Source organism: Ectobacillus antri (assembly GCF_003852715.1).
GTDB classification, from domain to species: Bacteria; Bacillota; Bacilli; order Bacillales; family Bacillaceae_G; genus Ectobacillus; species Ectobacillus antri.
In genome coordinates this window covers 262,226-286,230 of record NZ_RIAV01000002.1, presented here as the reverse complement: position 1 = coordinate 286,230, position 24,005 = coordinate 262,226, and the positions used below count along the sequence as shown (strand labels likewise).

23 protein-coding genes and 1 pseudogene are annotated in these 24,005 nt (G+C 40.4%); 3 read left to right on the top strand and 21 right to left on the bottom strand.

Translation table 11 applies throughout. From position 1 onward, the window contains the following. Window positions 1–103: 103 nt before the first annotated feature. The 11 genes and pseudogenes from EEJ45_RS03920 to EEJ45_RS03875 all read right to left on the bottom strand — a co-directional run bounded on the left by EEJ45_RS03920 (window position 104) and on the right by EEJ45_RS03875 (window position 11,325). Window positions 104–871, bottom strand: a complete 768-nt coding sequence (locus EEJ45_RS03920; RefSeq protein ID WP_124563474.1) for a transporter substrate-binding domain-containing protein — start codon at window positions 869–871, stop codon at window positions 104–106. Window positions 872–1,241: 370 nt separating this feature from the next. Then, window positions 1,242–2,234 (bottom strand): anti-sigma factor domain-containing protein, encoded by a 993-nt coding sequence (locus EEJ45_RS03915; RefSeq protein ID WP_124563473.1) that lies wholly within the window; start codon window positions 2,232–2,234, stop codon window positions 1,242–1,244. Beyond that, entirely contained in the window at window positions 2,227–2,946 is a 720-nt protein-coding gene (sigI, locus tag EEJ45_RS03910; protein ID WP_124563472.1) for an RNA polymerase sigma-I factor, read from the bottom strand. The genes EEJ45_RS03915 and sigI overlap by 8 nt, the downstream gene beginning before the upstream one ends. A 73-nt stretch (window positions 2,947–3,019) precedes the next feature. Then, window positions 3,020–3,973: a DUF5667 domain-containing protein gene (locus EEJ45_RS03905; RefSeq protein ID WP_124563471.1), complete on the bottom strand. Its 954-nt coding sequence runs from the start codon at window positions 3,971–3,973 to the stop codon at window positions 3,020–3,022. Window positions 3,974–4,085: 112 nt separating this feature from the next. Further along, a pseudogene (locus EEJ45_RS19010) lies at window positions 4,086–4,287 on the bottom strand (IS4 family transposase); the annotation flags it as partial. 77 nt (window positions 4,288–4,364) lie between these two features. Further along, on the bottom strand, window positions 4,365–4,799 hold the full coding sequence (locus EEJ45_RS03900; RefSeq protein WP_124563470.1) for a BrxA/BrxB family bacilliredoxin: 435 nt from the start codon (window positions 4,797–4,799) through the stop codon (window positions 4,365–4,367). A gap of 59 nt (window positions 4,800–4,858) precedes the next feature. Beyond that, on the bottom strand, window positions 4,859–5,953 hold the full coding sequence (gene meaB, locus EEJ45_RS03895) for a methylmalonyl Co-A mutase-associated GTPase MeaB (RefSeq protein ID WP_124563469.1): 1,095 nt from the start codon (window positions 5,951–5,953) through the stop codon (window positions 4,859–4,861). Between the two features lie 3 nt (window positions 5,954–5,956). Continuing rightward, entirely contained in the window at window positions 5,957–8,107 is a 2,151-nt protein-coding gene (gene scpA / locus EEJ45_RS03890; protein WP_124563468.1) for a methylmalonyl-CoA mutase, read from the bottom strand. Further along, a complete protein-coding gene (locus tag EEJ45_RS03885) occupies window positions 8,104–9,975 on the bottom strand; it encodes a methylmalonyl-CoA mutase subunit beta (RefSeq protein ID WP_124563467.1) in 1,872 nt (623 codons plus the stop codon). Before EEJ45_RS03885 ends, scpA begins: the two co-directional genes overlap by 4 nt. Window positions 9,976–10,110: 135 nt before the next feature. After that, window positions 10,111–10,569 (bottom strand): NUDIX hydrolase, encoded by a 459-nt coding sequence (locus tag EEJ45_RS03880; RefSeq protein ID WP_124563466.1) that lies wholly within the window; start codon window positions 10,567–10,569, stop codon window positions 10,111–10,113. A 60-nt stretch (window positions 10,570–10,629) separates the two neighbouring features. Then, window positions 10,630–11,325: a DUF421 domain-containing protein gene (locus EEJ45_RS03875; protein WP_124563465.1), complete on the bottom strand. Its 696-nt coding sequence runs from the start codon at window positions 11,323–11,325 to the stop codon at window positions 10,630–10,632. 113 nt (window positions 11,326–11,438) lie between these two features. Between EEJ45_RS03875 and EEJ45_RS03870 the strand changes: the two genes are divergently transcribed. Beyond that, window positions 11,439–11,594 (top strand): YflJ family protein, encoded by a 156-nt coding sequence (locus EEJ45_RS03870; RefSeq protein WP_124563464.1) that lies wholly within the window; start codon window positions 11,439–11,441, stop codon window positions 11,592–11,594. 12 nt (window positions 11,595–11,606) lie between these two features. Here EEJ45_RS03870 and EEJ45_RS03865 read toward each other — a convergent pair whose 3' ends face one another. From EEJ45_RS03865 to EEJ45_RS03830, 8 genes are all read right to left on the bottom strand, one after another. Then, window positions 11,607–12,944, bottom strand: a complete 1,338-nt coding sequence (locus EEJ45_RS03865) for a dihydrolipoamide acetyltransferase family protein (RefSeq protein WP_124563463.1) — start codon at window positions 12,942–12,944, stop codon at window positions 11,607–11,609. Between the two features lie 17 nt (window positions 12,945–12,961). After that, window positions 12,962–13,945 (bottom strand): 3-methyl-2-oxobutanoate dehydrogenase subunit beta, encoded by a 984-nt coding sequence (bfmBAB, locus tag EEJ45_RS03860; RefSeq protein WP_124563462.1) that lies wholly within the window; start codon window positions 13,943–13,945, stop codon window positions 12,962–12,964. 13 nt (window positions 13,946–13,958) lie between these two features. After that, window positions 13,959–14,963, bottom strand: coding sequence for a thiamine pyrophosphate-dependent dehydrogenase E1 component subunit alpha (locus tag EEJ45_RS03855; protein WP_124563461.1), 1,005 nt, complete (start codon window positions 14,961–14,963; stop codon window positions 13,959–13,961). Window positions 14,964–14,981: 18 nt separating this feature from the next. After that, on the bottom strand, window positions 14,982–16,403 hold the full coding sequence (gene lpdA, locus EEJ45_RS03850) for a dihydrolipoyl dehydrogenase (protein ID WP_124563460.1): 1,422 nt from the start codon (window positions 16,401–16,403) through the stop codon (window positions 14,982–14,984). Beyond that, window positions 16,387–17,499 (bottom strand): butyrate kinase, encoded by a 1,113-nt coding sequence (buk, locus tag EEJ45_RS03845; RefSeq protein WP_124563459.1) that lies wholly within the window; start codon window positions 17,497–17,499, stop codon window positions 16,387–16,389. The genes lpdA and buk overlap by 17 nt, the downstream gene beginning before the upstream one ends. Before the next feature lie 54 nt (window positions 17,500–17,553). Then, window positions 17,554–18,648: a branched-chain amino acid dehydrogenase gene (gene bcd, locus EEJ45_RS03840; protein WP_124563458.1), complete on the bottom strand. Its 1,095-nt coding sequence runs from the start codon at window positions 18,646–18,648 to the stop codon at window positions 17,554–17,556. Window positions 18,649–18,665: 17 nt separating this feature from the next. Beyond that, entirely contained in the window at window positions 18,666–19,553 is an 888-nt protein-coding gene (yqiS, locus tag EEJ45_RS03835) for a phosphate butyryltransferase (protein WP_124563457.1), read from the bottom strand. A 193-nt stretch (window positions 19,554–19,746) separates the two neighbouring features. Continuing rightward, complete coding sequence (locus EEJ45_RS03830) at window positions 19,747–21,837, bottom strand: sigma 54-interacting transcriptional regulator (RefSeq protein ID WP_380018252.1); 2,091 nt, start codon at window positions 21,835–21,837, stop codon at window positions 19,747–19,749. A gap of 121 nt (window positions 21,838–21,958) precedes the next feature. Between EEJ45_RS03830 and EEJ45_RS03825 the strand changes: the two genes are divergently transcribed. Both EEJ45_RS03825 and EEJ45_RS03820 read left to right on the top strand, forming a co-directional pair. Continuing rightward, window positions 21,959–22,192: a DUF2627 domain-containing protein gene (locus tag EEJ45_RS03825; RefSeq protein ID WP_124563456.1), complete on the top strand. Its 234-nt coding sequence runs from the start codon at window positions 21,959–21,961 to the stop codon at window positions 22,190–22,192. Window positions 22,193–22,224: 32 nt separating this feature from the next. Further along, the gene (locus EEJ45_RS03820) at window positions 22,225–22,365 is read left to right on the top strand and encodes a YycC family protein (RefSeq protein WP_124563455.1); all 141 of its coding nucleotides are present in this window, start codon (window positions 22,225–22,227) and stop codon (window positions 22,363–22,365) included. 197 nt (window positions 22,366–22,562) lie between these two features. On the opposite strand, the gene EEJ45_RS03815 is transcribed toward EEJ45_RS03820, so the two are convergent. Continuing rightward, window positions 22,563–23,063, bottom strand: coding sequence for a hypothetical protein (locus tag EEJ45_RS03815; protein ID WP_124563454.1), 501 nt, complete (start codon window positions 23,061–23,063; stop codon window positions 22,563–22,565). A 74-nt stretch (window positions 23,064–23,137) separates the two neighbouring features. After that, window positions 23,138–23,926, bottom strand: a complete 789-nt coding sequence (gene spo0A, locus EEJ45_RS03810; RefSeq protein ID WP_124563453.1) for a sporulation transcription factor Spo0A — start codon at window positions 23,924–23,926, stop codon at window positions 23,138–23,140. Between the last annotated feature and the right edge of the window lie 79 nt (window positions 23,927–24,005).

The following is a 24,005-nucleotide window of genomic DNA, read 5'->3' as shown; positions in this document are numbered from 1 at the left end:
ATCCAAAAGTACAATTAAAGTAACTTTCGAACATTTTTGTTATACCTTCATAAAGGCAATAAGGAATCTCCTACATTCTTTGAGGAGATTCCCATATTTATACTTATTGTTCGTCGCCGAACCATTTCTTAATTAACTTTTCCATCTCACCATTATCTTGCATCTTTTTAATTACTTTATTGAATTCTTCTGTTTGCTTGCTTCCTTTTGGAAATGCGATAGCCGAACCAGCCTCATCAGCAGCTTCAGGGATTTCAATGCTTTTTAGCTCGGACATTTTTGCTAAATAACCCTTTGCTACTGTGTCTTCAATGATAATTGCATCAACGCGACCTGCTTTTAGCTCTTCAAACAACTCAGGAATACGGTTTCGGTCTGTAATCTTAATTTCTGTTGCTTTTTGAATGTCCTTCGCTTTTCCTTCTTGAATAGATCCTGTTTGGACACCCACTGTTTTACCTTTTAAATCTTCTACTTTTTGTACTGCGCCATCCTTGGAGATTACCAGATTTTTAGCTGTAAAGTAAATATCTGTAAAGTCAGCATTTTTCTTACGCTCTGCTGTTGGTGTCATACCAGCCATAACAAAATCAACTTTTTTGGCTTCCATTGCAGCCAATAAACCCGTAAAGTCCATATCCTTAATCTTAATCTCGTATCCTAGCTCTTTAGCAATATATTTTGCTATATCTACATCAAATCCAATAATTTCATCACTCTTTGCTGAATCAATGTATTCGTACGGCTTATAATCTGCGGATGTTCCCATTACAAGCACTTTCTTTTTGTCTGAAGTCTCTTGTTTAGAACAAGCACCCAGAATACCTACAACAAGTAAGCTGGCCAATAAAATCGACAATAACTTTTTCATTATAATTCCCCCTGTTTTAAATTTTCTGAATTTACTTACTTATTATGTGGTAAACAAACCACATATGCAAGAAGATTTTTTGTTATTTTTATTCTACAAAATGTATTTTAACACATTTTTATATTTATACAATATTCTTTTTAAAATTTTCTATCTGTATTTTTCTTACATTATCAGTGAATTTCAATAAAACACCTATAAAACAAGGTTTTATTATTAAAAACCCCTAAATTATTCTAAAAAAATGTGCAACATTAAGCTTAACAAGTGAATATTTATGCTTTTTCATACAATTAATATAGTAGTATTATTTATTCCAAAACAAAAAAAGCAGAGCCTAAAGCTCTGCTTTTTAACAAATATATACATCTTATCTAGGCTCTTTTTCCCATTTTTTCTCAGGCTTTTCTTTATGTTCTGGCTGCTTCCCATGATTGGAACGATTGCCTTGTTCAGGTTTGTGCTGCGGCTGAACACGTTCCTTTTTTTGTTCAAACTTGTGCTTATCTTCATTCGAGCGAGACTGGTTAACAGGATGTTTCTGTTTCTGTTTCTGTTTCTGTTCCTGTTTCTGTTCCTGTTTCTGTTCCTGTTCCTGTTCCTGTTCCTGTTTCTGTTTCTGTTTCTGTTTTGGTACAACAGGCATAGCAGGAGGAGCATCCTGTGGAGGCACTGTTATGTGTGACTCATTTGAATGAATTATATCTTGTTGGTTTCTGTCTTCTTGTTGCTTTGGTTGTTTAAATTGCTTGTTTTGTTTTTGTAGGTACTTTCCTGTACTAATGCCTTGCTTTTTAGCAATAGCTCGTTGTTCTAGCGTACTTTGCTGATAGACAACTTGAACGCTTTGCGCTTCATAAGTAGCCTTCAAGTCTTTCAGATTCTGATTCAATCTGTCAGACATTTCCTTTTCCTTCGTAACAGCCGTAAATGTAATGCCCTGTTCCTTTAAGTAACCTTCTTCTCTACTTTCTGCTACGATATTGTTAATAACATTTTGCAAGGACTGATGTTTCCAATTTGATAAATGCTGAATAATACGCTTTCCATCTTTATTATACGCATACAATTCAACCACGCGGAGCTGGTCTGTTACTCCTACCTCTAAGCTCGGATTAATATCAATAGCAACATATGCTAACACCCGATCTGGCCGGTTACTATATAGCATCATCAAAAATACACAACACAAAATAGCAACTGCTGGCTTTAAAATAGAAAAGCTCCAACGCTGAACAGGTCTTATTGAGACTTCTTGTCCAATCGTATATGCCTGCTCTCGCTTGCATGTGATAAATTCTCCACTTGGGGTCAGAACGACCACAGTACTTCGTTTCATTTCCATAATAATCCCTTTATTCATCGCTCTTTCCTCCTTGTATATACTCCAAAATATGAGTATATTGGTTCACAAACACAATGCAAATGGCGATAATATAGCGACGATGACTTTCTAAGACCTTTCTACTTACATGAAAGGAACTTTCTATTCGTCTTAAAGGTAGCTTTTTCTTTTGAAACAATTCTTGTAACAACTCTTCTTCATGCGCCAATTGCTGCGCAATACACATGAGCTTTTGCCGTGTATCTCGATGCTTTGGAGAGTCTTTTACCAAATCGGAAAAAGAGATTTTAAATTCACTCAATACTGTCTGAAAATGCAGTATTTCGTCTTTTCGATCTGATGTTTCCAGTTCTTTCATATATTCAGACAAAGCCATTTTTATTTCAATGGCTTCTTCTTGCTGGTCTTCTTGTAAAAAGACAAGATTATGTTTAAATTCTTTACGCATATGATCAATAATATCTCTTTTTATAAGAAGCTCAGCAAATGCAAAAAATGACTTTCCCTTCTTATATGAATATTGCTGAATTGCTTGATGAAAAGCAAACAATCCGATGCTGTATTCGTCATCTTGCTCCGTAATATAGCGACGACAAACTGTTGAAACTGTTTTTCTTATAAAAGGGCGGTACTTCGTAAGAAATTCATCTAAATCTCCTTTGCCGGATTGGAGCTGCATAACAAGCTCTTCCGCGCCCGGTCTTTTCACTTTAAACAACAAACTTAACACAAGTAATTCTCCCCTCTTCTGTCAATAGCAGAATGGTCACTTCTTTAAGAAGTGACCATTATACCACAGGGTCTTACTGCTTGTCTTGATGCTTTTTGTGACCTTGTTTTCCTTGCTCTTTCTTTTCATGACCATGCTTTTGACCGTTATCATGGTGTTCTTTCTTTTCTTTTGGACCTTGTGTATGCTCAGGCTTTTGCACCGCTGGTTTTACCGGACGTTTCGCTGGTGTTGCAGGTACTGCTGGCGTTGCAGGTACTGCTGGCGTTGCTATTTCTAGTTGTGCCGGTGCTGTAACCGCCTCTTGTTCTTGTTCCGGCTGCATCACCTGTACATCCACAGACTCCTCAGGTTTTGTCTCTATTTGTTTCTGCTTGCTTTCCCCTATAATAACAAGTTCTTGCTTTGCTTGCTTTTTTTCTATTTTATTCGCAAGTTTTACAAAGCTTTTCTCTATATTTTTAGCAATGGCGGCTTTTGCCTTCGGATTCTTTACTTTATCGAGTACTTTTGCTAAAGCCTCAATATTGTGTCCGATATGAATTTTCACCTTTTCTTTTTCTGTAACAGGTTTTGCTACCTCTGTCTCTGTCTCTGTTTCTGTCGCTTCTTCCTCCGTTTTATCAGAAGCGTCATCTGCTACTACTATCAATTGATCTGTTTCAGAAGGCGTTTGCTCTGTATCTTCTCCCAAAAGTTCATCTGCTTTTTCTAATTTATCGGCAGCTTCTTTTAATGTATCTTGTGTGTAATTGTCTTTCCCCTCTTGGATCAATACACGCGCTTGTGCAATACGATCTGCGGCTTGTTCAGATAAGAGCTTCGCTTTGTCTAAATCGTTTGTCGCTAGTGCCAAACGAATATCTTCCATCATCGTTTTGATGAAATAAAAGAAATCGCCTTGCACAAGTGCTGGTGCTTCTTCTGTTGTTTTCTCCGTGTTTGTGTCTGCATAGGCCGTTCCCACCAAAAACGGACTGCACAGCAATATGGTTGTCATAGTGCCTTTTACGAATACGTTTTTCATATTACCTTCCCCCATTTGCTTAGGTCACTATATATATTCGGGGGCTTACTTATTTTTAAGGGGGTCGCATAAAAAATTTTTTAAAAAAGTTTTTAAGTTTGAACCTAATTACTCAACTTTCACAGAATGAAATTGGTAAATAAACCTTGATATATCTAGAAATTCCGTTAATCCATTGCTGAATTTGACTCTCAATCAGTTTTTAACTGTTTTATGACATCCTGAAGAATCTCGATCATCTACTGAAGAGCGACAGCCCAATTCAGTTCCTGCATTTCATCGCAAAGATCGTAAAATAAACCGCAAATCGTACGGGAAGTGTTCGTCAGAATGCTCACTTTTCCAATCGTAGGTGCAATGGGGAAATAAAAAAGCTGACAGCTGTCAGCTTTTATACTTCTTCACAATATTGATCGAAATACCCTTGTAATTTTTCAACAACCTGCATTGGAGAATGTCCTTCAATTTCGTGACGTTCAACCATCGTTAAGATTTTTCCATCCTTTAAAAGTGCAAATGAAGGTGAAGAAGGCGGATATCCTTCAAAATACTCACGCGCATGTTGTGTCGCTTCTTTATCTTGCCCTGCAAATACCGTTACAAAATGGTCAGGACGCTTATCGTAATGTACAGAATGCGCTGCTGCAGGACGAGCCACACCGCCTGCACACCCACACACCGAGTTAATCATTACAAGCGTAACACCCGGGCGTTTGAATGCATCGTCTACTTCCTCAGGCGTTGTTAGCTGCGTATAACCGGCTGCTGCAATTTCTTGACGTGCTTGTTGTACAACGTCGTTCATAAAAAAGTTAAAATTAACCATAATAAATCCTCCTTTGTGTAGCTATTATCATTTTATCAATTCCCTAGAAGGATTGCCATTTACAGCGCTTCATAATATGTCAATAGTTCCGCTACAGCTGTGGTTACCGTTTTTTTACCTTGCAAAATATCACGCTCACAAGCAAAAATATGCGCTCTCATTTCAGGTTGCGAAAAAAAGCGTTGCTCTAATTCCTCTCGGATTGAAGTGTATAGCCATTTCTTTTGTTGCTGTAAGCGCCGCTGTTCAAATACGCCAGAGGACTTCGTTTCTGCTTCAAACATGCGTACTGTCTGCCAAAATTCCGTTATCCCTTCACCTAAAAGAGCTGAGCATGTAGAAATGTTAACAGTCCATCCGTCTGTGATAGGCTGAAACACATGGGCCATACGTGTATATAAGGAAGCTGTTTGCAATGCTTGCACTTTATTTTCTCCATCTGCCTTGTTAATTAATATAGCATCGGTTAACTCTAAAATACCGCGCTTTATGCCCTGTAATTCATCTCCTGCTCCAGTCAATGTAAGGAGAAGGAAAAAGTCAACCATATCTCGAACCATACCCTCACTTTGACCGACACCAACTGTTTCTACAATAATAACGTTGTAACCCGCAGCTTCACATAGAAGCATTGTTTCTCGTGTCCGGCGATTCACACCGCCAAGTGCTCCTCCTGAAGGAGAAGGGCGTACAAAAGCATTTTTCTGCTGAATAAGACGTTCCATTCTCGTCTTATCTCCTAAAATACTACCTCGCGTCAGCGTGCTACTTGGATCAATAGCAAGCACTGCCACTTTATATCCCTGCTCACATAGCATCGTACCAAACGCTTCAATAAATGTACTCTTACCAGCACCGGGCACACCTGTAATTCCAATCCGAATGGATTTTCCTGTGTCAGGAAGCAGCAACTTAAGAAGTTGCTGCGCTTTGTCTTTATGTTTTTGCGCATTGCTTTCAATCAATGTAATCGCTTGGGCTAAAAATGCCCGATCGTTACACTTCACACCTTGTGCTAGCTCCTCCACAGAAATATTTCTTTTCTTAATGGGGGGATTTTCAGGAAACGGGGGCTTTGTCCCGTCCATAATCGTGGATGCAAAGGCTTCTGATTGTTCTATAGGAACCCATTCCGGTCGCTTCTCTTCTTTCATAATTTACTCCGTTTCTCCGACAAGACGACTTTGAATTTCTTCAAGAATCTTTTCTGCCGCCTGCGGGATCACAGTACCAGGTCCAAAAATCGCAGCTGCCCCTGCTTTATATAAAAACTCGTAATCTTGCACAGGGATTACTCCCCCTACAATGACAACAATGTCTTCTCTCCCGAATTTTTTAAGTTCTTCTACTAATTGTGGAAGCAAGGTTTTATGTCCTCCTGCTAACGAACTCATCCCAATGCAGTGTACATCGTTCTCTACCGCTTGCCGTGCCGCTTCTTCTGGTGTTTGAAATAGCGGCCCGATATCAACGTCAAAACCAAGATCCGCATAAGCGGTTGCCACAACTTTTGCGCCGCGATCATGCCCATCTTGTCCAAGCTTAACAATTAAGATGCGCGGACGACGACCTTCTTCTTCCGCAAATACATCTATTTTATCACGCACTCGTTCAATTTCCTGCCGGTTTTCATATTCCGAACCATATACACCACTTACAGATTGAATAACCGCCTTGTGCCGACCTGCCACCTGTTCAATTGCATCTGAAATCTCTCCAAGCGTTGCACGGACGCGCGCTGCTTGCACTGCCAGCTCCAAAAGATTATCATTTCCTTTTGCAGCCTCCGTTAAAGCTCTAAGCGCTATTTGTACTTGTTCCTCATCTCTTGCTTGCTTCAAAGCTTCAAGACGTGCTAGCTGGTTTTTAAGCACAGCGGTATTGTCTATATTTAAAATATCAAGCGGTTCTTCTTGCTCTAACCGATATTGATTTACACCGATAATTGGTTCTTTTCCAGAGTCAATATGTGCTTGCCTTCGTGCTGCAGCTTCTTCAATACGCAGTTTTGGGATGCCCTTTTCAATCGCTTTCGTCATACCACCTAATGCTTCTATTTCTTCAATATGCGTCCAAGCTCTTTCGACAAGAGCATTTGTCAATGACTCTACATAATAAGACCCTCCCCACGGATCAATAACCGAGCAGATTCCCGTTTCTTCCTGTAAATATAATTGTGTATTTCGCGCAATACGCGCGGAGAAATCTGTTGGCAGTGCAATTGCTTCATCAAGAGCATTTGTATGTAGGGACTGCGTATGACCGAGCGCAGCAGCCAATGCTTCGACACATGTACGTGCTACATTGTTGAATGGATCTTGCTCAGTCAAGCTCCAGCCCGATGTTTGAGAATGCGTCCGCAAAGCGAGCGACTTTTCATTCTTGGGGTGGAATTGCTTCATTAGCTTTGCCCAAAGCAAGCGACCAGCCCGCATTTTAGCAACTTCCATAAAATAATTCATACCAATCGCCCAGAAAAATGAAAGGCGAGGAGCAAACATATCAACATCTAGACCAGCTTGTATACCGGTACGCACATACTCTATACCATTTAATAGTGTGTACGCCAGCTCAAGGTCAGCTGGTGCACCCGCTTCCTGCAAATGATAGCCTGAAATACTGATACTATTAAACTTTGGCATGTGTTTTGAGGTATAAGAGAATATATCAGAGATAATTCGCATGGACATTTTTGGTGGATAAATATAAGTGTTTCTTACCATATATTCTTTTAAAATATCATTCTGGATCGTACCCGATAATTGCAAAGGTTGTACGCCTTGTTCCTCTGCCGCAACAATATAAAAAGCCATAATAGGTAAAACAGCACCGTTCATTGTCATGGAAACGGACATTTGATCAAGAGGAATATCTTCAAACAATATCTTCATATCCAAAACAGAGTCAATTGCTACTCCTGCTTTCCCAACGTCACCAACAACGCGTGGATGATTAGAATCATAACCGCGATGCGTAGCCAAATCAAACGCCACAGACAGTCCTTTTTGTCCCGCCGCCAAATTGCGCTTATAAAAGGCATTACTCTCTTCAGCGGTCGAAAAACCAGCATACTGACGAACTGTCCAGGGTCTGTTTGTATACATAAGCGCATAGGGGCCTCGGTGATAGGGTGCTACCCCTGGTTTACCGTCTAAATAATCCAAGGTTGCAATATCTTGTTCTGTGTATACCGTTTTAATATCAATTTTTTCATTTGCTTTATATGCCAAAGATACCTCTTGCTGCGGGCTGCTTTCTCTTTCAAATAGTGAGTCAAATTCTATCTTTGTAAAATCAGGAAACTTCATAATGCCACCTCCTGCATTTGATAAAAGTCCTCCAAAAATGTCAGTAAGTCTGCCGGGTGTTGAATGCAGCGTTCATATTCGTTCGCTTTTACACCGACAAGTGCTGTATATGCAATCGCTGTTTTTTTATGCATTGCTTCACTTCCATATACTAGCCTGATATCTGCTTGTACTTCTTGACTTTCCACAGAGAAACCACATGCAGTTAATAATGAAACAACATAGAAAGGAAGTTCGCCCTCTCCCATTTTCACAAGAGCTGCAATAGGCCGGGAGCCTCGTACTACTTTATGCCGTTCTGCTGCTTCTCGCAATCTTTCAATGTCTTCTGCATCTCGCATAACAGGTAAAGCTTTCATCTTCTCTCCCTGTGTTGCCCATGATGCCGTTACTTCACCAATTGTTGCGCCATTCTTAAAGGCAGTAATACATGCTTCTACATCACATGTTGGCAAAAGCACAGTAGCATGTCGCCCTGCTTTATACGCTTGTAGTGCCATCAACCGGTTTACCTGCACAGTTTCTGTTAAGAGCTTAGAAGTTTCATTATGGTTTATATACACGTTTGTACCTATTATTTTTTTGTGTGAAAGTAAAACATCTGTTTTTCGTTGTTCAGCTACTTTAGCAATCTCTTTATGTAGCCAGCCATCTTTTAAAACGATACTCATCCCACCTGCTTGTTCAATCCGGCAAAACAACTGCCATGCTCGCTCCGCAATTTCCTTTGTTAACGTTTCTATATAATAAGAGCCTCCAGCCGGATCTAATACTTTTGTCAAGTGCGATTCCCCGCGTAAAATATGCTGAATGTTTCGAGCCCAGCGTTCACCATTTTCATCGTTGTTACAGAGTGCTTCATTGTATACACTTACATGAAGTGTATCGGCTCCCCCTATAACAGCTGAAAAAGCTTCTGTTGTCGCTCGTAATAAATTTACATGCGGATCATACTTTGTTTTTGTACGACCAGATGTCCGAATATGCATGTGTATATCTCCTTGAGCTCCAAACATCTCGGCAATTTTCTTCCACAGAACGCGCGCTGCACGAAGCTTAGCGATTTCAGTAAACAACTGCGTATCTACGCACAAGCTGAACATCATTTGCTGCGCTATATGTACTGGATTCAAACCACGTTTTATTCCCTCGCGCATATACTCTGCTCCTGTTGCTAAAGCAACAGCCAGCTCCTGCACACTATTTGCACCAGCCTGATGATATGCATCTGTTCTGACAAATATAGTACGTAAACCCGGAGCCTTCTTCCTGCTCCAAGATATCGCTTCTTTCATTGCATCGTAACAAGCCCCAAAAGTTACCGGCATATGACCTGTTTCCGCCATATGCCCAAGCGGATCAGCACCCACGATACCTTTCATATCACTAGTGTTTGGATAGATTGATGCAATCATCCCGATCAGCGGTACTGCATGATATCCTGCATATAAAAAGATAGGATGATTTTCTATATCTACGCCCTGTAAAACGCTTTCAATATCTTGTTTACAACTAAGCGGAATCCCCTTTTTGGTCTTTTCGTTTGAATCTTCTCCTTGTCGCGTCGCTTCATCCACCACTAGGTGAAGAATAGATTGTCCATGCGCAATCGCACGCTTTACAGCCGCATTGGCTTCTTCAGGGGTTAACGCGGACAGCTCTTGCGCAATACCATCCTTATTCTCCTGCAATAGCTTAGGTCTTACAAAGGCCTGATTGTGTTTTGTATACAAAGGCTTTATTACAATATCTTCATATGTTTTTTGTTCTAGACTTTCTACACATTTCCCCTTTAGTGCTTTTCCAGCCAAACGCTTCCACTCGTCATACGATACCTCTTCAAATTCACGAAAGGTATATTTGTTCATATCCGAGTCCCCCTTTGCCACAATTAAAGTGATGAAAATATAAAATTTTCTAAATTATCACTCATATAAATCTTATTATAATTTTTCATATGGCGCAAAGGGCAAATTCAAAGTAACATGACAAAAGCACGCTTTTCAAGCGCGCTTTTCCATCAACGATTTATATGTTTCTATAATGATTTGATGTGAACCTACCATACAATCAGGTAAGGCATTCAGCGAGAAGAACTGCAACTTCAACGTTTCCTCATTTTGCTTGAACTCCCCATTAAACATTTTTGTATGATAGGCTACTGTCACAGTTTGAAATTCATCACCATTTGGGAGCTTCACTAAGTAATTTTTACCTGAAAATACTTCAATGAGCCGCAAATCATCCACAAGTAAACCAGTTTCTTCTTCTACTTCTCTTTTTGCTGTTTCTTCGGGTGATTCGCCCAGTTCCATCAACCCACCCGGCAGCCCCCATCTTTGCTGCGGTTCATTGCGTTGCTGCAACAAAACTTGTTCGTTACGTAAAATTAATACTACTGCTCCTACCAAAATAAGAGCTCTATGCCCAACAAGAGCTCTTAGGTTCTCCACGTATCCCATAAAAACCTCCATCTCATACTCTATATACTTTATTCTGATATATTGCATCTAAAGCAGCAACTATTTTTCTAAAATGAGATGGACAATTCCTTTGCTATTAGCTGTTGCTAATAAAACATTAGTAAGGACTATATCCTGCAATTGTTCATGTATCCAAGCTTCGCTGTTTCCGAGAGATGCTAGTGCTTCTTTACGAATTTTCCCTTGCTTAATTACGATAACAGGCAGCTCCGTTGCTTCCCCTTTTATATTTACATCTCTTCGAGCAAGAGGCTCATATTCAGGTTTTAGAAAAGCAGAAATATTTCCCCCAGGTTCCCAAAATGCTACTCCAACCTTATCAAACGTATCAATATTTTGCAGTCGTAATTCTGAAAAAAGATAATCAATACTAATTCGCGCACGCTGTAAATTCTTTAATTGCAAATCCCCGTTCCGAATTAATAAAAGGGGAGACGGTTCCAAAAAAGTTCTCCATCGTTCCCACTTCAAACTTAAGGCAGAGCTGGATGCATGTAATACGATTAAAACAAAGGTTGTAATCATAGCTCCCCCCAAATCTAACCTTTCATCTGTCAATGGATTAGATAGGTTTCCTCCTAACAACAAAGCCAGCACCACATCCGCAAATCGCAACTGTGCAATGGATCTCTGCCCCATTAACTTGGCAGCCAGCAGTAAAAACACGTAAGCAATAACGGCACGAAGAATCCATTCTATAGCTGTCAAATGCTCGGCATGTGAAAACAAATGCATAGCTTCCCTCCTTTTTTATAGTTTGAACCAATTCCTCAGCGATATATGTATTTTGTTCTTCTTAGACTATTTTTGCATATATACAATAATAGTCATTTATGAGGAGGGCGTATATGGCACACATTTATTCAAAAGGCTGGTATATCCAGCAGTTAAAATCAGTTGGTATTTCCAAGCATGAACAACGGAAATTAGAGTTGTATCGTACTCATGTTTTAGCAAATTTGTATCGTACCCACGTGGAAAACAAGAAAAAGCTCACCGAGTAGGTGAGCTTTCATTTAATAAACCGATGTATTTTCTTTTGATACATTCTCCAAAATTTCTTTTACACGGGCTAAAAACTTGCCACAAATGAGACCATCAAGAACACGATGGTCAAGAGATAAACAAAGGTTTACCATGTCACGTGCCGCAAACATACCACCTTCCATAATGACCGGACGTTTTACGATGGATTCAATTTGTAAAATAGCAGCTTGTGGATAGTTGATGATACCCATAGATTGTACTGATCCGAAAGAGCCAGTATTATTAACAGTAAACGTTCCACCTTGCATATCTTCACTCTTTAATGTTTTTGTTCTTACTTTATGAGCCAATTCCGTGATTTCCCGTGCAATACCTTTAATGGATTTTTCATCCGCATGTTTGATTACTGGTACGAACAATTCTGTTTCAGTTGCTACAGCAATGGAGAGGTTAATATCTTTCTTTTGAATAATTTTGTCGCCCGCCCACATGGAGTTGATTTGCGGGAATTCTTTGAGCGCTTGTGCCACTGCTTTCACAAAGAAAGCAAAGAACGTCAAATTGAAGCCTTCACGCTTTTTAAACTCATCTTTTAAGCTATTGCGATACGTTACCAGGTTGGTTACATCTACTTCCACCATCATCCATGCATGAGGTGCTTCATGCTTACTACGTAACATATTTGCGGCAATTGCTTTACGTACACCGGAAACAGGAATCTCAATATCCCCTGGCATCGCAGATATAGAAACTGACTTTGCAGCTTCAGCTGTTGGAGCTGCCACTTTCGGTTGCTCTATTTTTGCGGCTTCAATAACTCGTGTTGAAACTGCCGCTTTCGGTTGCTCTGCTTTTGTGGCTTCAATAACTGGTGTTGAAGCTATAGATTGCGCCACTGCCACAGGTGCTGGAATGTTTCCAGTTTCAATTATTTTCAGCAAGTCTTTTCTAGTAATACGGCCATTCATACCTGTTCCTTGTACTTGATTCAAATCAATGTTATGCTCACCTGCAAGTTTTAAGACAGCCGGAGAGTAACGCGCTTTCGGTACATCACTTTTTACCAGCGCTGCTTCAGCTTTCATTTCAGTTTCTGCCTCTACTGCAGGTGTTGAAACCTCAGTACCTTCTAATTCTATAAGACAGATAACTTCTCCCACTGCTAATGTATCTCCTTCACCAGCAATTAATTCTTTAATAATACCGGCAAAAGAAGATGGAATCTCGGCATTCACTTTATCAGTCATTACTTCTGCAAGTGGATCGTACTTATTCACACGATCTCCTACAGCTACAAGCCATTTACTAATTGTGCCTTCCGTTACACTCTCACCGAGCTGAGGCATCGTAATTTTTTCTACAGACATCCCAATTTCCTCCTCAATCAGAATGCAGCCAAATCGCGCATTGCTTTTTCTACTTTATCCGGATTAACCATAAAGAATTTTTCCATTGTTGGTGCATATGGCATTGCAGGTACATCCGGACCAGCCAAACGTGCAATCGGTGCATCTAAATCAAACAAGCAATGCTCGGCAATAATAGCAGCTACTTCACTCATGACGCTACCTTCTTTGTTGTCTTCAGTAACAAGAAGTACTTTACCTGTTTTAGATGCCGCTTCGATAATCGCTTCTTTATCAAGTGGATAAATCGTGCGCAAATCTAATACATGGGCAGAAATACCATCTTGCGCCAAGCGCTCTGCTGCCTGCAGAGCAAAGTGTACGCAAAGACCGTATGTGATAACAGTAATATCATCACCTTCACGTTTCACATCAGCCTTACCAATCGGTAATACATAATCCTCTTCCGGTACTTCACCTTTAATCAAACGGTACGCACGCTTGTGCTCGAAGAATAATACCGGATCTTCGTCACGGATTGCTGCTTTTAACAGTCCTTTAGCATCATAAGGCGTTGATGGAATAACAATTTTCAAACCAGGTTGATTTGCAAATACCGCTTCGACAGATTGAGAGTGATATAAAGCACCGTGCACACCGCCACCAAACGGAGCGCGAACTGTAAGAGGACAAGTCCAATCATTATTTGAACGATAACGAATGCGTGCCGCTTCAGAAATAATTTGATTGACAGCCGGCATAATAAAATCTGCAAATTGCATTTCTGCAATAGGACGCATACCATACATTGCAGCGCCAATTGCTACGCCAGCAATGGCAGATTCAGCAAGTGGCGTATCCATTACACGGTCTTCTCCAAACTGATCATACAATCCTTGCGTTGCTTTGAATACTCCGCCCTTTAAACCAACATCTTCTCCTAATACAAATACGCGCTTGTCGCGTTCCATTTCTTCGCGCATTGCCAAAGTAATCGCGTCAATATAAGACATTACAGCCATTAATACTTCCCCCTTATTCCGCGTATACGTGCTTTAATGCAGATTCCGGATCCGCGTATGGCGCTTTTTCCGCATAATCTGTTGCTTCGTTTACAACTTGCATAATCTCGTTCGTAATTTGTTTTTCCAACTCATCTGTTAACAAACCAACTTCTTTTAAGTACAATCCAAACGTATAAATCGGATCTTTTTGTTTCGCTTCCTCCACTTCTTCTCTGGAGCGATATGCGCGATCATCATCATCACTGGAGTGCGCTGTCAAACGATAAGAAATCGTCTCAATTAACGTCGGGCCTTCGCCACGTCGACCACGATCCGCCGCTTCTTTTACAGCTTTATATACCTCTAGAGGATCATTTCCGTCTACTGTAAATCCTGGCATACCATAACCGATTGCACGATCAGAAACCTTTTCGCAGGCAAGTTGCTTCTCAATTGGTACTGAAATTGCATATTTATTATTTTCACACATGAAAATAACAGGCAACTTATGCACACCTGCAAAGTTAGCACCTTCATGGAAATCTCCTTGGTTAGAAGAGCCTTCACCAAACGTAACGAATGTTACTAAATCTTTGCCTTCCATACGACCTGCAAGTGCTACACCTACCGCATGAGGTACTTGCGTTGTAACCGGTGAAGAACCTGTTACAATACGATTTTTCTTTTGACCAAAGTGTCCAGGCATTTGGCGGCCGCCTGAGTTTGGATCTTCCGCTTTTGCAAAAGCAGAAAGCATTAAGTCTTTTGCTGTCATACCAAATGTTAATACAACGCCCATATCACGATAATAAGGAAGAACATAATCTTTATTGCGATCAAGTGCGAATGCTGCTCCTACTTGCGCTGCCTCTTGACCTTGACAAGAAATAACAAATGGAATTTTACCGGCACGGTTTAACAGCCACATGCGCTCATCAATCTTACGCGCCAATAGCATCGTACGATACATTTCTAATACTGTTTCATCACTCAAGCCTAGCTCTTCATGACGTTTCGCTTTTACATTTTCAGTCATGTTCATATCCTCCCGAAATTAAGAATGCAATGCTTTTCCGTACACTGCAAGCGCCGCCTCACCAATCGCCTCCGACAAGGAAGGATGGGGGTGAATCGTTTTAGAAATCTCCCAAGGTGTTGCGTCCAATACACGTGCAAGTCCCGCTTCCGAAATCATATCTGTCACATGAGGACCAATCATATGCACACCAAGTAAATCATCTGTTTTTTCGTCTACAACCAGCTTTACAAAACCATCAGCTTCTCCATATACAAGCGCTTTGCCAATGGCACGGAATGAAAACTTACCTGTTTTCACCGTAAATCCTTTTTCCTTTGCTTCTTGTTCTGTATAACCAACTGATGCAACCTCAGGGCTACTGTACACGCATTTTGAGATAAGTGACGCATCCAATACATCGGGATTTTGACCTGCGATGTGTTCTACCGCGACAATTCCTTCATTCGAAGCAACATGCGCAAGCTGTAAGCCACCAATCACATCTCCAATTGCGTATATATGTGATTCCTTCGTTTGATAGTAAGCATTAGTTTTAATGTAGCCCTTTTCAACTATAATATCAGTATTCTCAAGACCAATATTTTCAATATTAGCTTGACGTCCTACAGATACAAGCATTTTTTCAGCAGAAAACTCTTTCTCTACCCCATTATGCTCAGCTTTAATAGAAACACCTTCTGCTTTTACAAGCGTATCAGGCAATACTTTTGCATTGGTTACAACTTTTATGCCCTTTTTCTTAAATAGACGCTGCATTTCTTTAGAAATATCTTGGTCTTCTAAAGGTAAAATACGATCCGCATATTCAATCACTGTTACATCAACACCGAAATCAGACAGCATAGACGCCCACTCAATTCCAATTACGCCGCCTCCTACGATAATGATTGATGCAGGTAATGTTTGAAGTTGCAAGGCATGGTCCGAAGATAACACATGCTCTCCATCCAATTCTAACCCTGGAAGTGATTTTGGACGAGAACCTGTTGCAATAATTACATTTTTCGGAATTAGCATTTCATTTTCAGAACCATTGTTCATTTCTACGGACACTGTACCCGGCATCGGTGAAAAAATAGACGGTCCAAGAATACGTCCATATCCCTCATACACATCTATTTTTCCTTGTTTCATTAAATGTTGCACACCTTTGTGCAATTGATCAACTATGTTATTTTTTCTCTCTTGTACCTTCGTGAAATCCAATGTTACATCACTCGTCATAACACCAAATTCAGCACTTTTTTTCGCCGTTGCAAATACTTCCGCACTACGAAGCAACGCTTTACTTGGAATACACCCAGCATGTAAACACGTTCCGCCAAGCTTACCGCTTTCCACCAAAGCTGTCTTTAATCCTAATTGTGAAGCGCGTATAGCAGCTACATAACCACCTGTTCCGCCTCCGATGATGACCAAATCATACTCTGTTGCCATAGGAATCCCTCACTTTTTTCCCTACCGTATATTCTTTTGCTTCTTCTTCTTCGCGAAGTACACGCAGCGCACCTTCTGTCAAAGCCTGTAATTCGTTTTCACCAGGATGTACAATCACATCAGCAATCCAATCAATATGGGATTTAATGTCTTCGACTAGCCTTTTGCTGTAAGCTAGCCCACCGGTTAAAATAATGGCGTCGACCTTACCACGAAGTACAGCGCTAGCCGCTCCAATTTCCTTCGCAATTTGATAAGCCATTGCCTTATATACAAGAGCAGCTTCTTGATCCCCTGCTTCAATCCGCTCCTCAACTTTCCTTGCATCATTCGTGCCAAGAAGACCAACCAGTCCCCCTTGACCAACAAGCTTCTTCATAATTTCATCTCGGTAGTATTCACCGGAAAAGCACATTTCAACAAGCTGACCTGCAGGTACAGTACCTGCACGCTCAGGGCTAAATGGACCGTCCCCATGTAGTCCGTTATTTACATCAATGACACGCCCTTGCTTATGAGCACCAACTGTAATGCCTCCGCCCATGTGTGTCACAATTAAATTCAACTTTTCATACTTTTGCTTCAAACCTTTGGCAACACTGCGCGCTACTGCCTTTTGGTTTAATGCGTGAAAAATACTTTTGCGCTCGATTCCAGCCACACCACTTATCTTAGCAACTTTCTCCATTTCATCAACCACAACCGGGTCTACAATAAATGCAGGGATATTTAATCCTGTTGCAATCTCATGCGCTAAAATCCCGCCCAAGTTTGAAGCATGATGACCACTATAGCCAGCACGCAAGTCAGCAAGCATTGCTTCATTCACTGCATAAGTTCCGCCCTCAATCGGACGAAGCAATCCACCTCTGCCACAAACAGCACTTAGCTTTGATATATTAATTCCTTGCGCATGCAACACTTCTAGGATGGTTCTTTTTCTAAATTCATATTGATCAATGATGCGTTTGTATTTTGCAATTTCTTCTTCATCGTGACGAATAGTTTCTTCAAAAATTGGACGTTCATCATCAAACACACCAATTTTAGTGGATGTACTTCCGGGATTAATTACAAGAATACGAAAACTAGACAATGTTTTTCCCTCCATAAACTTACAGGAAGATGAGTTTCCTCATCTTCTTGGTCATTAACGGCGGCTTAAAATGTGGTGGCCGTTTTTTAGAAATGTGCTTCTAGAATTTTTCATACGCTCAATGCGCTCTTCTGCAAGACGATCTGCAGCTAAGTACGTTGGAATTCCGTCACGTTTAGAAATCTCAATAACCTTAGCAATATTATCGTAAATACCTTCTACCTTCTTCAGCGCACGCTCTCTGTTATAACCATAAAGTTCATCTGCAACGTTGATTACACCACCTGCGTTGATTACATAATCCGGCGCATATACAATCCCCATTTCATGAATGATGTCACCATGACGAGCTTCTTTTAACTGGTTATTCGCAGCGCCCGCAATCACTTTCGCTTTTAATTGCTTAATTGTTTCATCATTTACAGTTGCACCTAATGCACAAGGTGCATAAATATCACACTCTACACCGTAAATATCTTCTGGACTAACCGCTTTAGCACCAAACTCTTCTACAGCACGCTGTACAGACTCTTTATGGATGTCTGTAACAATTAGCTGCGCACCTTCGGCATGTAAATATTTACATAGGTTGTATGCTACATTCCCTACCCCTTGAATCGCAATTACTTTTCCTTCCAAGCTATCCGTTCCGAATGCTTCTTTTGCCGCTGCCTTCATACCACGGTACACCCCAAAAGCTGTTACAGGAGACGGATTACCAGAAGAACCGAAAGAAGGTGAAATACCTGTTACAAAATCCGTTTCCTCATGAATAATATCCATGTCATCCACAGTTGTACCAACATCTTCGGCTGTGATGTAACGTCCGTTTAATCCTTGGATAAAGCGACCAAATGCACGGAACATCGCTTCATTTTTGTCCTTTCTTGCATCACCAATAATAACTGTTTTACCACCGCCAAGGTTAAGACCCGCCGCTGCGTTTTTGTACGTCATACCACGCGCAAGACGAAGTGCATCTTCAATAGCTGCTTCTTCAGACGCGTATTGCCACATTCTTGTTCCACCTAAGGCTGGACCTAACGTTGTATCATGAATTGCAATAATCGCTTTTAAGCCTGACTCTTTATCTTGACAGAATACCAATTGCTCGTAATCATATTTCTCCATATATTTGAAAATTTCCATTGTAAAATCCCCCTTTTTTATAATGAAGCAGTTGCAACGGCAAGTGCAATTGAATACAACTTGGCTTCCGCTGAATCCGCTCTTGATGTTAATACAATCGGTGCCTTCGCACCCGCAATGATCGCTCCTACTTTCGCATTCGCAAAGTACACTAGCGATTTATAAAGTACATTTCCACTCTCAATATTTGGAACAAGTAAAATATCTGCCTGACCTGCAACATCCCCTGTGATACCTTTATGTTCAGCTGCTATTTTTGAGATGGCGTTATCCAATGCCAATGGTCCGTCTACTATACAATTGGTAATCTGCCCACGACGATTCATCTGTGCTAAAAGCGCCGCATCTATAGTAGCCTGCATTGCAGGATTTACTACCTCTACTGCTGCAAGAGGCGCCACCTTCGGCATTTTGACACCAATGGAGTTCGCTACCTGTACAGCATTTTGTATAATAGCGACCTTTTGTTCTAAATCAGGCGCAATATTCATTGCAACATCTGTCAAAAAGATCAAGCGATCATAACCAGGCACTTCAAACAGCGCAACATGCGATAGAACCTTTCCTTTTCGAAGGCCATACTCTTTATTAAGCACTGCCTTTAAAAGAGTTGCCGTTGCAATATTCCCCTTCATCAAAATATCTGCTTTTCCTTCTTTGACAGCACGTACAGCCATTTCAGCAGGCTGTGTACAATGACGTACTGTAACTGCAGCAGAATCGGAGATGTTGTAAAATCTTAACAAACCTTCAATTTTGGTTTCATCTCCAAATAATATAAAGTGAGCTAATCCTGCCTGTATGGATTTTGCTACAGCTTCTATTACTTCATTATCTTCAGCCGCCGCTACAGCTATTACTTTGGGCTGCAATGCGGCGCGGTCGATAAGCGTTTCTAACTTCATATGCATTCAATCCTTTCTCATCGCCGTCACTCTTAATAAAGCAAATAGCATGCCAACTTTTAAAAATACGCATTATTTTTAAAAACCTCTCATATTATTCCCATAATAGCAAGGGATAACGCTTACAAACGAAATTTTCTGTATCTTAACAGTCAGGCGAAATAACCATGCAATAAATTGCGTTATACGCAATTTATTGCATGCTATTTTTTGCACGATTATATTTTTCAAGTTTGTAATATAAATTTCGTACGGAAATACCGAGCATCTTGGCCGTTTGGGTTTTGTTTCCTCCACAACGCTCTAAGCATTCAACTATTCTTTCTCCCTCAAATTGCACTACCATATCTTCCAAGGACCCTTCTGAAACCGAACCAACATGAACGCGTGGTACAGGTGAAGACTTCCCGAGTGTCGGTAAGTGCAATACATCAATATACAAATCTCCTGACGCCATAAAGATGATAGCTCTTCCTAGAATATTTTCGAGCTCCCTTACATTCCCTGGCCATTCATGATTTTGCAGTACACGTATTGCATCACCGGTCAACCCTTCTACATTCCGCCCATAATCTTGGTTGATTTTTTGAATCAACCTCGTTGCTATACTCTCTATATCTTCTTTACGCTCCCGTAACGGAGGGATATAAATTGGAATTTTGTTCAAGCGATAATATAGATCTTCACGAAAACGTCCTTCTGCAATTGCCTTTTCTAAGTTGACATTAGTAGCAGCAATAACCCGTACATTAATCGGAATTGCTTTTGTTCCTCCAACACGAACAATTTCTTTTTCTTGCAAGACACGTAATAATTTTGCCTGTGTGCCAGCAGAAAGTTCTCCAATTTCATCCAAAAAAATACTTCCATTGTTCGCTTCTTCAAAAAAACCTCGTTTGCCTCCGCGCTTTGCTCCTGAAAAGGCACCCTCTTCATACCCAAACAATTCGCTTTCCAATAAAGATTCAGATATAGAAGCACAATTGACTCGAATAAATTTGTTATATTTACGGCTGCTTTCATTATGAATCGCATGAGCAAACAATTCTTTTCCAGTTCCGGACTCACCGCGCAAAAGTACAGTTGCCGGTGTATCGGCCCCCATTTTTGCTTGCTCTATAGCTGAAGTGATACCTTCAGATACACCGATAATATCTTCAAAAGAATACTTCGCCTCTAAAGTTCGGATAATTTGTCGTGCACGACTTAATTCATTAGTCAATTTCTGAATTTCAGATACATCACGAATGACTCCCACACTTCCCTTAAGTACGCCATCTACAATAACGGGTGCAACATTGACCACCACATCTCTTTTTTTAGGACCTACCTTCATTTGAATACCTCTTACAGGACGACGCGTTTTTAATACGCGCATATGCATACTTTCTCCTTCTGCGATATCCGCTGTCGCTGGCTTTCCGATAACTTCCTCCTGTGACAATCCAGTCATCCTTGTATATGCTGGATTAATAAGGAGACCGCGACCTTGTTCATCCACTACTGAAATCGCTTCTTCCGAAGATTGAATAATTGCTTGCAAAAGTGTGTGGACCTCTTTAAGATCAGTCACCTCTTCGGCCAAATTTACAATTTCTGTAATATCTGTAAATACCGAAAAAGCACCTTGCAACTCCCCTCGCTCACCAATAATCGGAATTCTGGTTGAGATAATGCGTTTGCCATTTTCAAGTTCTACTTCTTGATGCACTTCGATTTGTTTTGTTTCTAAAACACGTGGCAACTGACTCTTCGGCACGATTTCCAAGATATACTTGCCAATTACGTCAGCTTTATTATACCCAATCATCTTTTCTGCACTATGATTAAAGAGTAGAATTTTTCCTTTTGGGTCTACAACAATCATGCCATCGTGAGCCGAATTGAAAATAAGATCTCGCTGATGAGTTTGCTCTTCTAAACGTCTAATAAGTTCATTCTTTTCAGTAAGCAGACGCACAATAATATCGGACATAGCTCCGGACACCACAAACGTTTCTTCCCCGTATCTTTGCACAAGCTCTTCATATACATAGCGATTACCTGTTGCATCAAACACAATATCAGCTTGAGGCGCGTTAGACCAATGCACATACGTAGCAACCCCTATATCTTTCGCCAACTGAATTCCCTCTGCATTGACATTAATATCAACCACCGCTATTACCTCAGCAACGTTCGAACGATGTATAAGCCTTAAAATAGCCGTACCACCCACTCCGGCTCCTACAATCATGACTTTTCGCTTCATCATGACACCTCTCACATATGCAAATTTTTTCATACTCTCATCTTACCTTACCAATATACACTTGACAAATTCACAATATATATAAGATGCTGTTAAAGAGAAATGTAATTCACTGTATTAGGCAACAGAGGGACGAATGAAAGGGGGACTTACCTTGCATCGCTATATCGCACTACTACTTGCTCTTATTCCCGTTATTATGGCAATTATCGGCATTAAATTAATGCGGGATACTGTATTTGGCATTTTGTTATCTCCCATTCCTTCACTGCCCCTGCAATTTCTTGTGGGCGCCGCAAGCTTCGCGATTGGTATTTACATATTCGGAGGCTTTATTCTTCACCGCGACCGAAAAAGAAACAAGGTGCAAGCTCGCTTTAAACGTTAAACATTCACTTAGAAAAAGGAGGGACCCACGCTATGCGACCATTACAATTATCACCTGAAACTGCAGTTAAGTTAGCAAAAGCATTAAATGTACCATTAGAACAATTAATGCATATGCCGCAGCATATTTTAGTTCAAAAGCTTGTTGAACTTGAAAAACAAAAAAGCGACTAAACAAAAAAGCACCTGCAAAAATCTTGTCAACAAGATTTTTGCAGGTGCTTTTTAACCGATAGCTACGTTAAAACCCTATGTTGATAATGGCAACAGAGAGACCACAGGAGCGTAGCCATTTAGGGAGGCTCCCTGACCGCCAGGCGGAAAGCAAACTCCTACAACGGAAACCAACAGGCACTCTTAACAGAGGCTAGCTATAAAACACCGGCGTCTTGTAACATATCTTCAATCATTAAAGAAGGCATATCTAGCACAGGTAATCCAGCTGACAATAACACATCTTTTACATATAAAACCATGTCCTCACGTTCTTGTTCCGTGCAATCATTCCATATTTGCTTTAATACAGGATTGGTTTTTACAATTACATGAAACAATGCATCAATAAAATCATAATCCAGTAACTCAAAATATTGCACTAACAAAGAAATACCTTGCTGCTTACGTCGCACATAAAATGAAAAGGTCGCTTCTGCAATACCTGTCGACCGTAACTGCACTGTGCTTTTCTCAATATTATGATAAGCAACAATCTCGTATAATATTTCATCCGGTGCAAAAGGATTGTAAATTTGCCCTAAAAAGCCTTTTTCAGCCCCTTCATCTTGCACACTGTGTAGCATACGATATTCTTTCCCTTGTAACGTTTGTTTTAAATTGTGTAGTGCTTCTTCTAAGTTTTCTTTAACAATCATGTATATGACTCCTCCTGTTAGTACTGAAAAGCAAAAAACACTGCCTTACAGACAGTGTTTCAAGCCTAACTCTCTCAAGATGCCTTATGCTCTAGTCTTAGTTTGTCTGCGACCATTGCAATAAATTCGGAATTTGTCGGCTTCGCTTTTGACATAGAAACCGTATACCCGAACAAAGACGAAATGGAATCGATATTTCCGCGGCTCCACGCCACCTCAATGGCATGACGAATGGCTCTCTCCACTCGACTTGCAGTTGTATTATATTTTTTTGCAATATCCGGATACAGAACTTTCGTAATTGAACCAAGAAGTTCAATATCATTATACACCATTGAAATCGCTTCACGTAGATACATATAACCTTTAATATGGGCAGGAACACCAATCTCGTGAATAATCGTTGTAATGCTAGCATCTAAATTTTTCGGCTTTCCATCTGTATTTGTACGAAATACAGGGAGTGGGCGTTTAATAATGGAATTTGTCTTTCCACTCACCTGACGAATTTGATTTGTTAAATTTTCCATATCAAATGGCTTTAATACAAAATAGGAAGCACCTAAATCTACAGCTTTCTTTGTTACATCCTCTTGTCCAAACGCCGTCAACATAATTACATTGGGTTGTTTCAATTTATCCATCGCGCGCAACTTTTCAAGTACAGCCAACCCATCAAGATGGGGCATAATAATGTCCAACACAAGTACGTCCGGGTTCTTTTCCTTCATTAAATCAATGCACTCTTGCCCATTGTACGCAACACCAATCACTTCCATATCATTTTGGGCAGATACATATCCTTCTAGCATGGATACTAATTCTTTGTTGTCATCGGCAAGACACACCTTAATCTTCTCCACAGCTTTTCCTCCCCCTATTTACTTCTCCCTAAACGAAAACACAGGTTTGTACATGTAGTTTTCGACAATTGTTTAATAT

Coding starts and splice junctions, on each gene's coding strand:
- EEJ45_RS03920 (WP_124563474.1), bottom strand. CDS start 871: ATGAAAAAGTTATTGTCGATTTTATTGGCCAGCTTACTTGTTGTAGGT.
- EEJ45_RS03915 (WP_124563473.1), bottom strand. CDS start 2,234: ATGAATAAAGGGATTATTATGGAAATGAAACGAAGTACTGTGGTCGTT.
- EEJ45_RS03905 (WP_124563471.1), bottom strand. CDS start 3,973: ATGAAAAACGTATTCGTAAAAGGCACTATGACAACCATATTGCTGTGC.
- EEJ45_RS03900 (WP_124563470.1), bottom strand. CDS start 4,799: ATGGTTAATTTTAACTTTTTTATGAACGACGTTGTACAACAAGCACGT.
- meaB (WP_124563469.1), bottom strand. CDS start 5,953: ATGAAAGAAGAGAAGCGACCGGAATGGGTTCCTATAGAACAATCAGAA.
- scpA (WP_124563468.1), bottom strand. CDS start 8,107: ATGAAGTTTCCTGATTTTACAAAGATAGAATTTGACTCACTATTTGAA.
- EEJ45_RS03885 (WP_124563467.1), bottom strand. CDS start 9,975: ATGAACAAATATACCTTTCGTGAATTTGAAGAGGTATCGTATGACGAG.
- EEJ45_RS03880 (WP_124563466.1), bottom strand. CDS start 10,569: ATGGGATACGTGGAGAACCTAAGAGCTCTTGTTGGGCATAGAGCTCTT.
- EEJ45_RS03875 (WP_124563465.1), bottom strand. CDS start 11,325: ATGCATTTGTTTTCACATGCCGAGCATTTGACAGCTATAGAATGGATT.
- EEJ45_RS03870 (WP_124563464.1), top strand. CDS start 11,439: ATGGCACACATTTATTCAAAAGGCTGGTATATCCAGCAGTTAAAATCA.
- EEJ45_RS03865 (WP_124563463.1), bottom strand. CDS start 12,944: ATGTCTGTAGAAAAAATTACGATGCCTCAGCTCGGTGAGAGTGTAACG.
- bfmBAB (WP_124563462.1), bottom strand. CDS start 13,945: ATGGCTGTAATGTCTTATATTGACGCGATTACTTTGGCAATGCGCGAA.
- EEJ45_RS03855 (WP_124563461.1), bottom strand. CDS start 14,963: ATGACTGAAAATGTAAAAGCGAAACGTCATGAAGAGCTAGGCTTGAGT.
- lpdA (WP_124563460.1), bottom strand. CDS start 16,403: ATGGCAACAGAGTATGATTTGGTCATCATCGGAGGCGGAACAGGTGGT.
- bcd (WP_124563458.1), bottom strand. CDS start 18,648: ATGGAAATTTTCAAATATATGGAGAAATATGATTACGAGCAATTGGTA.
- yqiS (WP_124563457.1), bottom strand. CDS start 19,553: ATGAAGTTAGAAACGCTTATCGACCGCGCCGCATTGCAGCCCAAAGTA.
- EEJ45_RS03830 (WP_380018252.1), bottom strand. CDS start 21,837: ATGAAAAAATTTGCATATGTGAGAGGTGTCATGATGAAGCGAAAAGTC.
- EEJ45_RS03820 (WP_124563455.1), top strand. CDS start 22,225: ATGCGACCATTACAATTATCACCTGAAACTGCAGTTAAGTTAGCAAAA.
- EEJ45_RS03815 (WP_124563454.1), bottom strand. CDS start 23,063: ATGATTGTTAAAGAAAACTTAGAAGAAGCACTACACAATTTAAAACAA.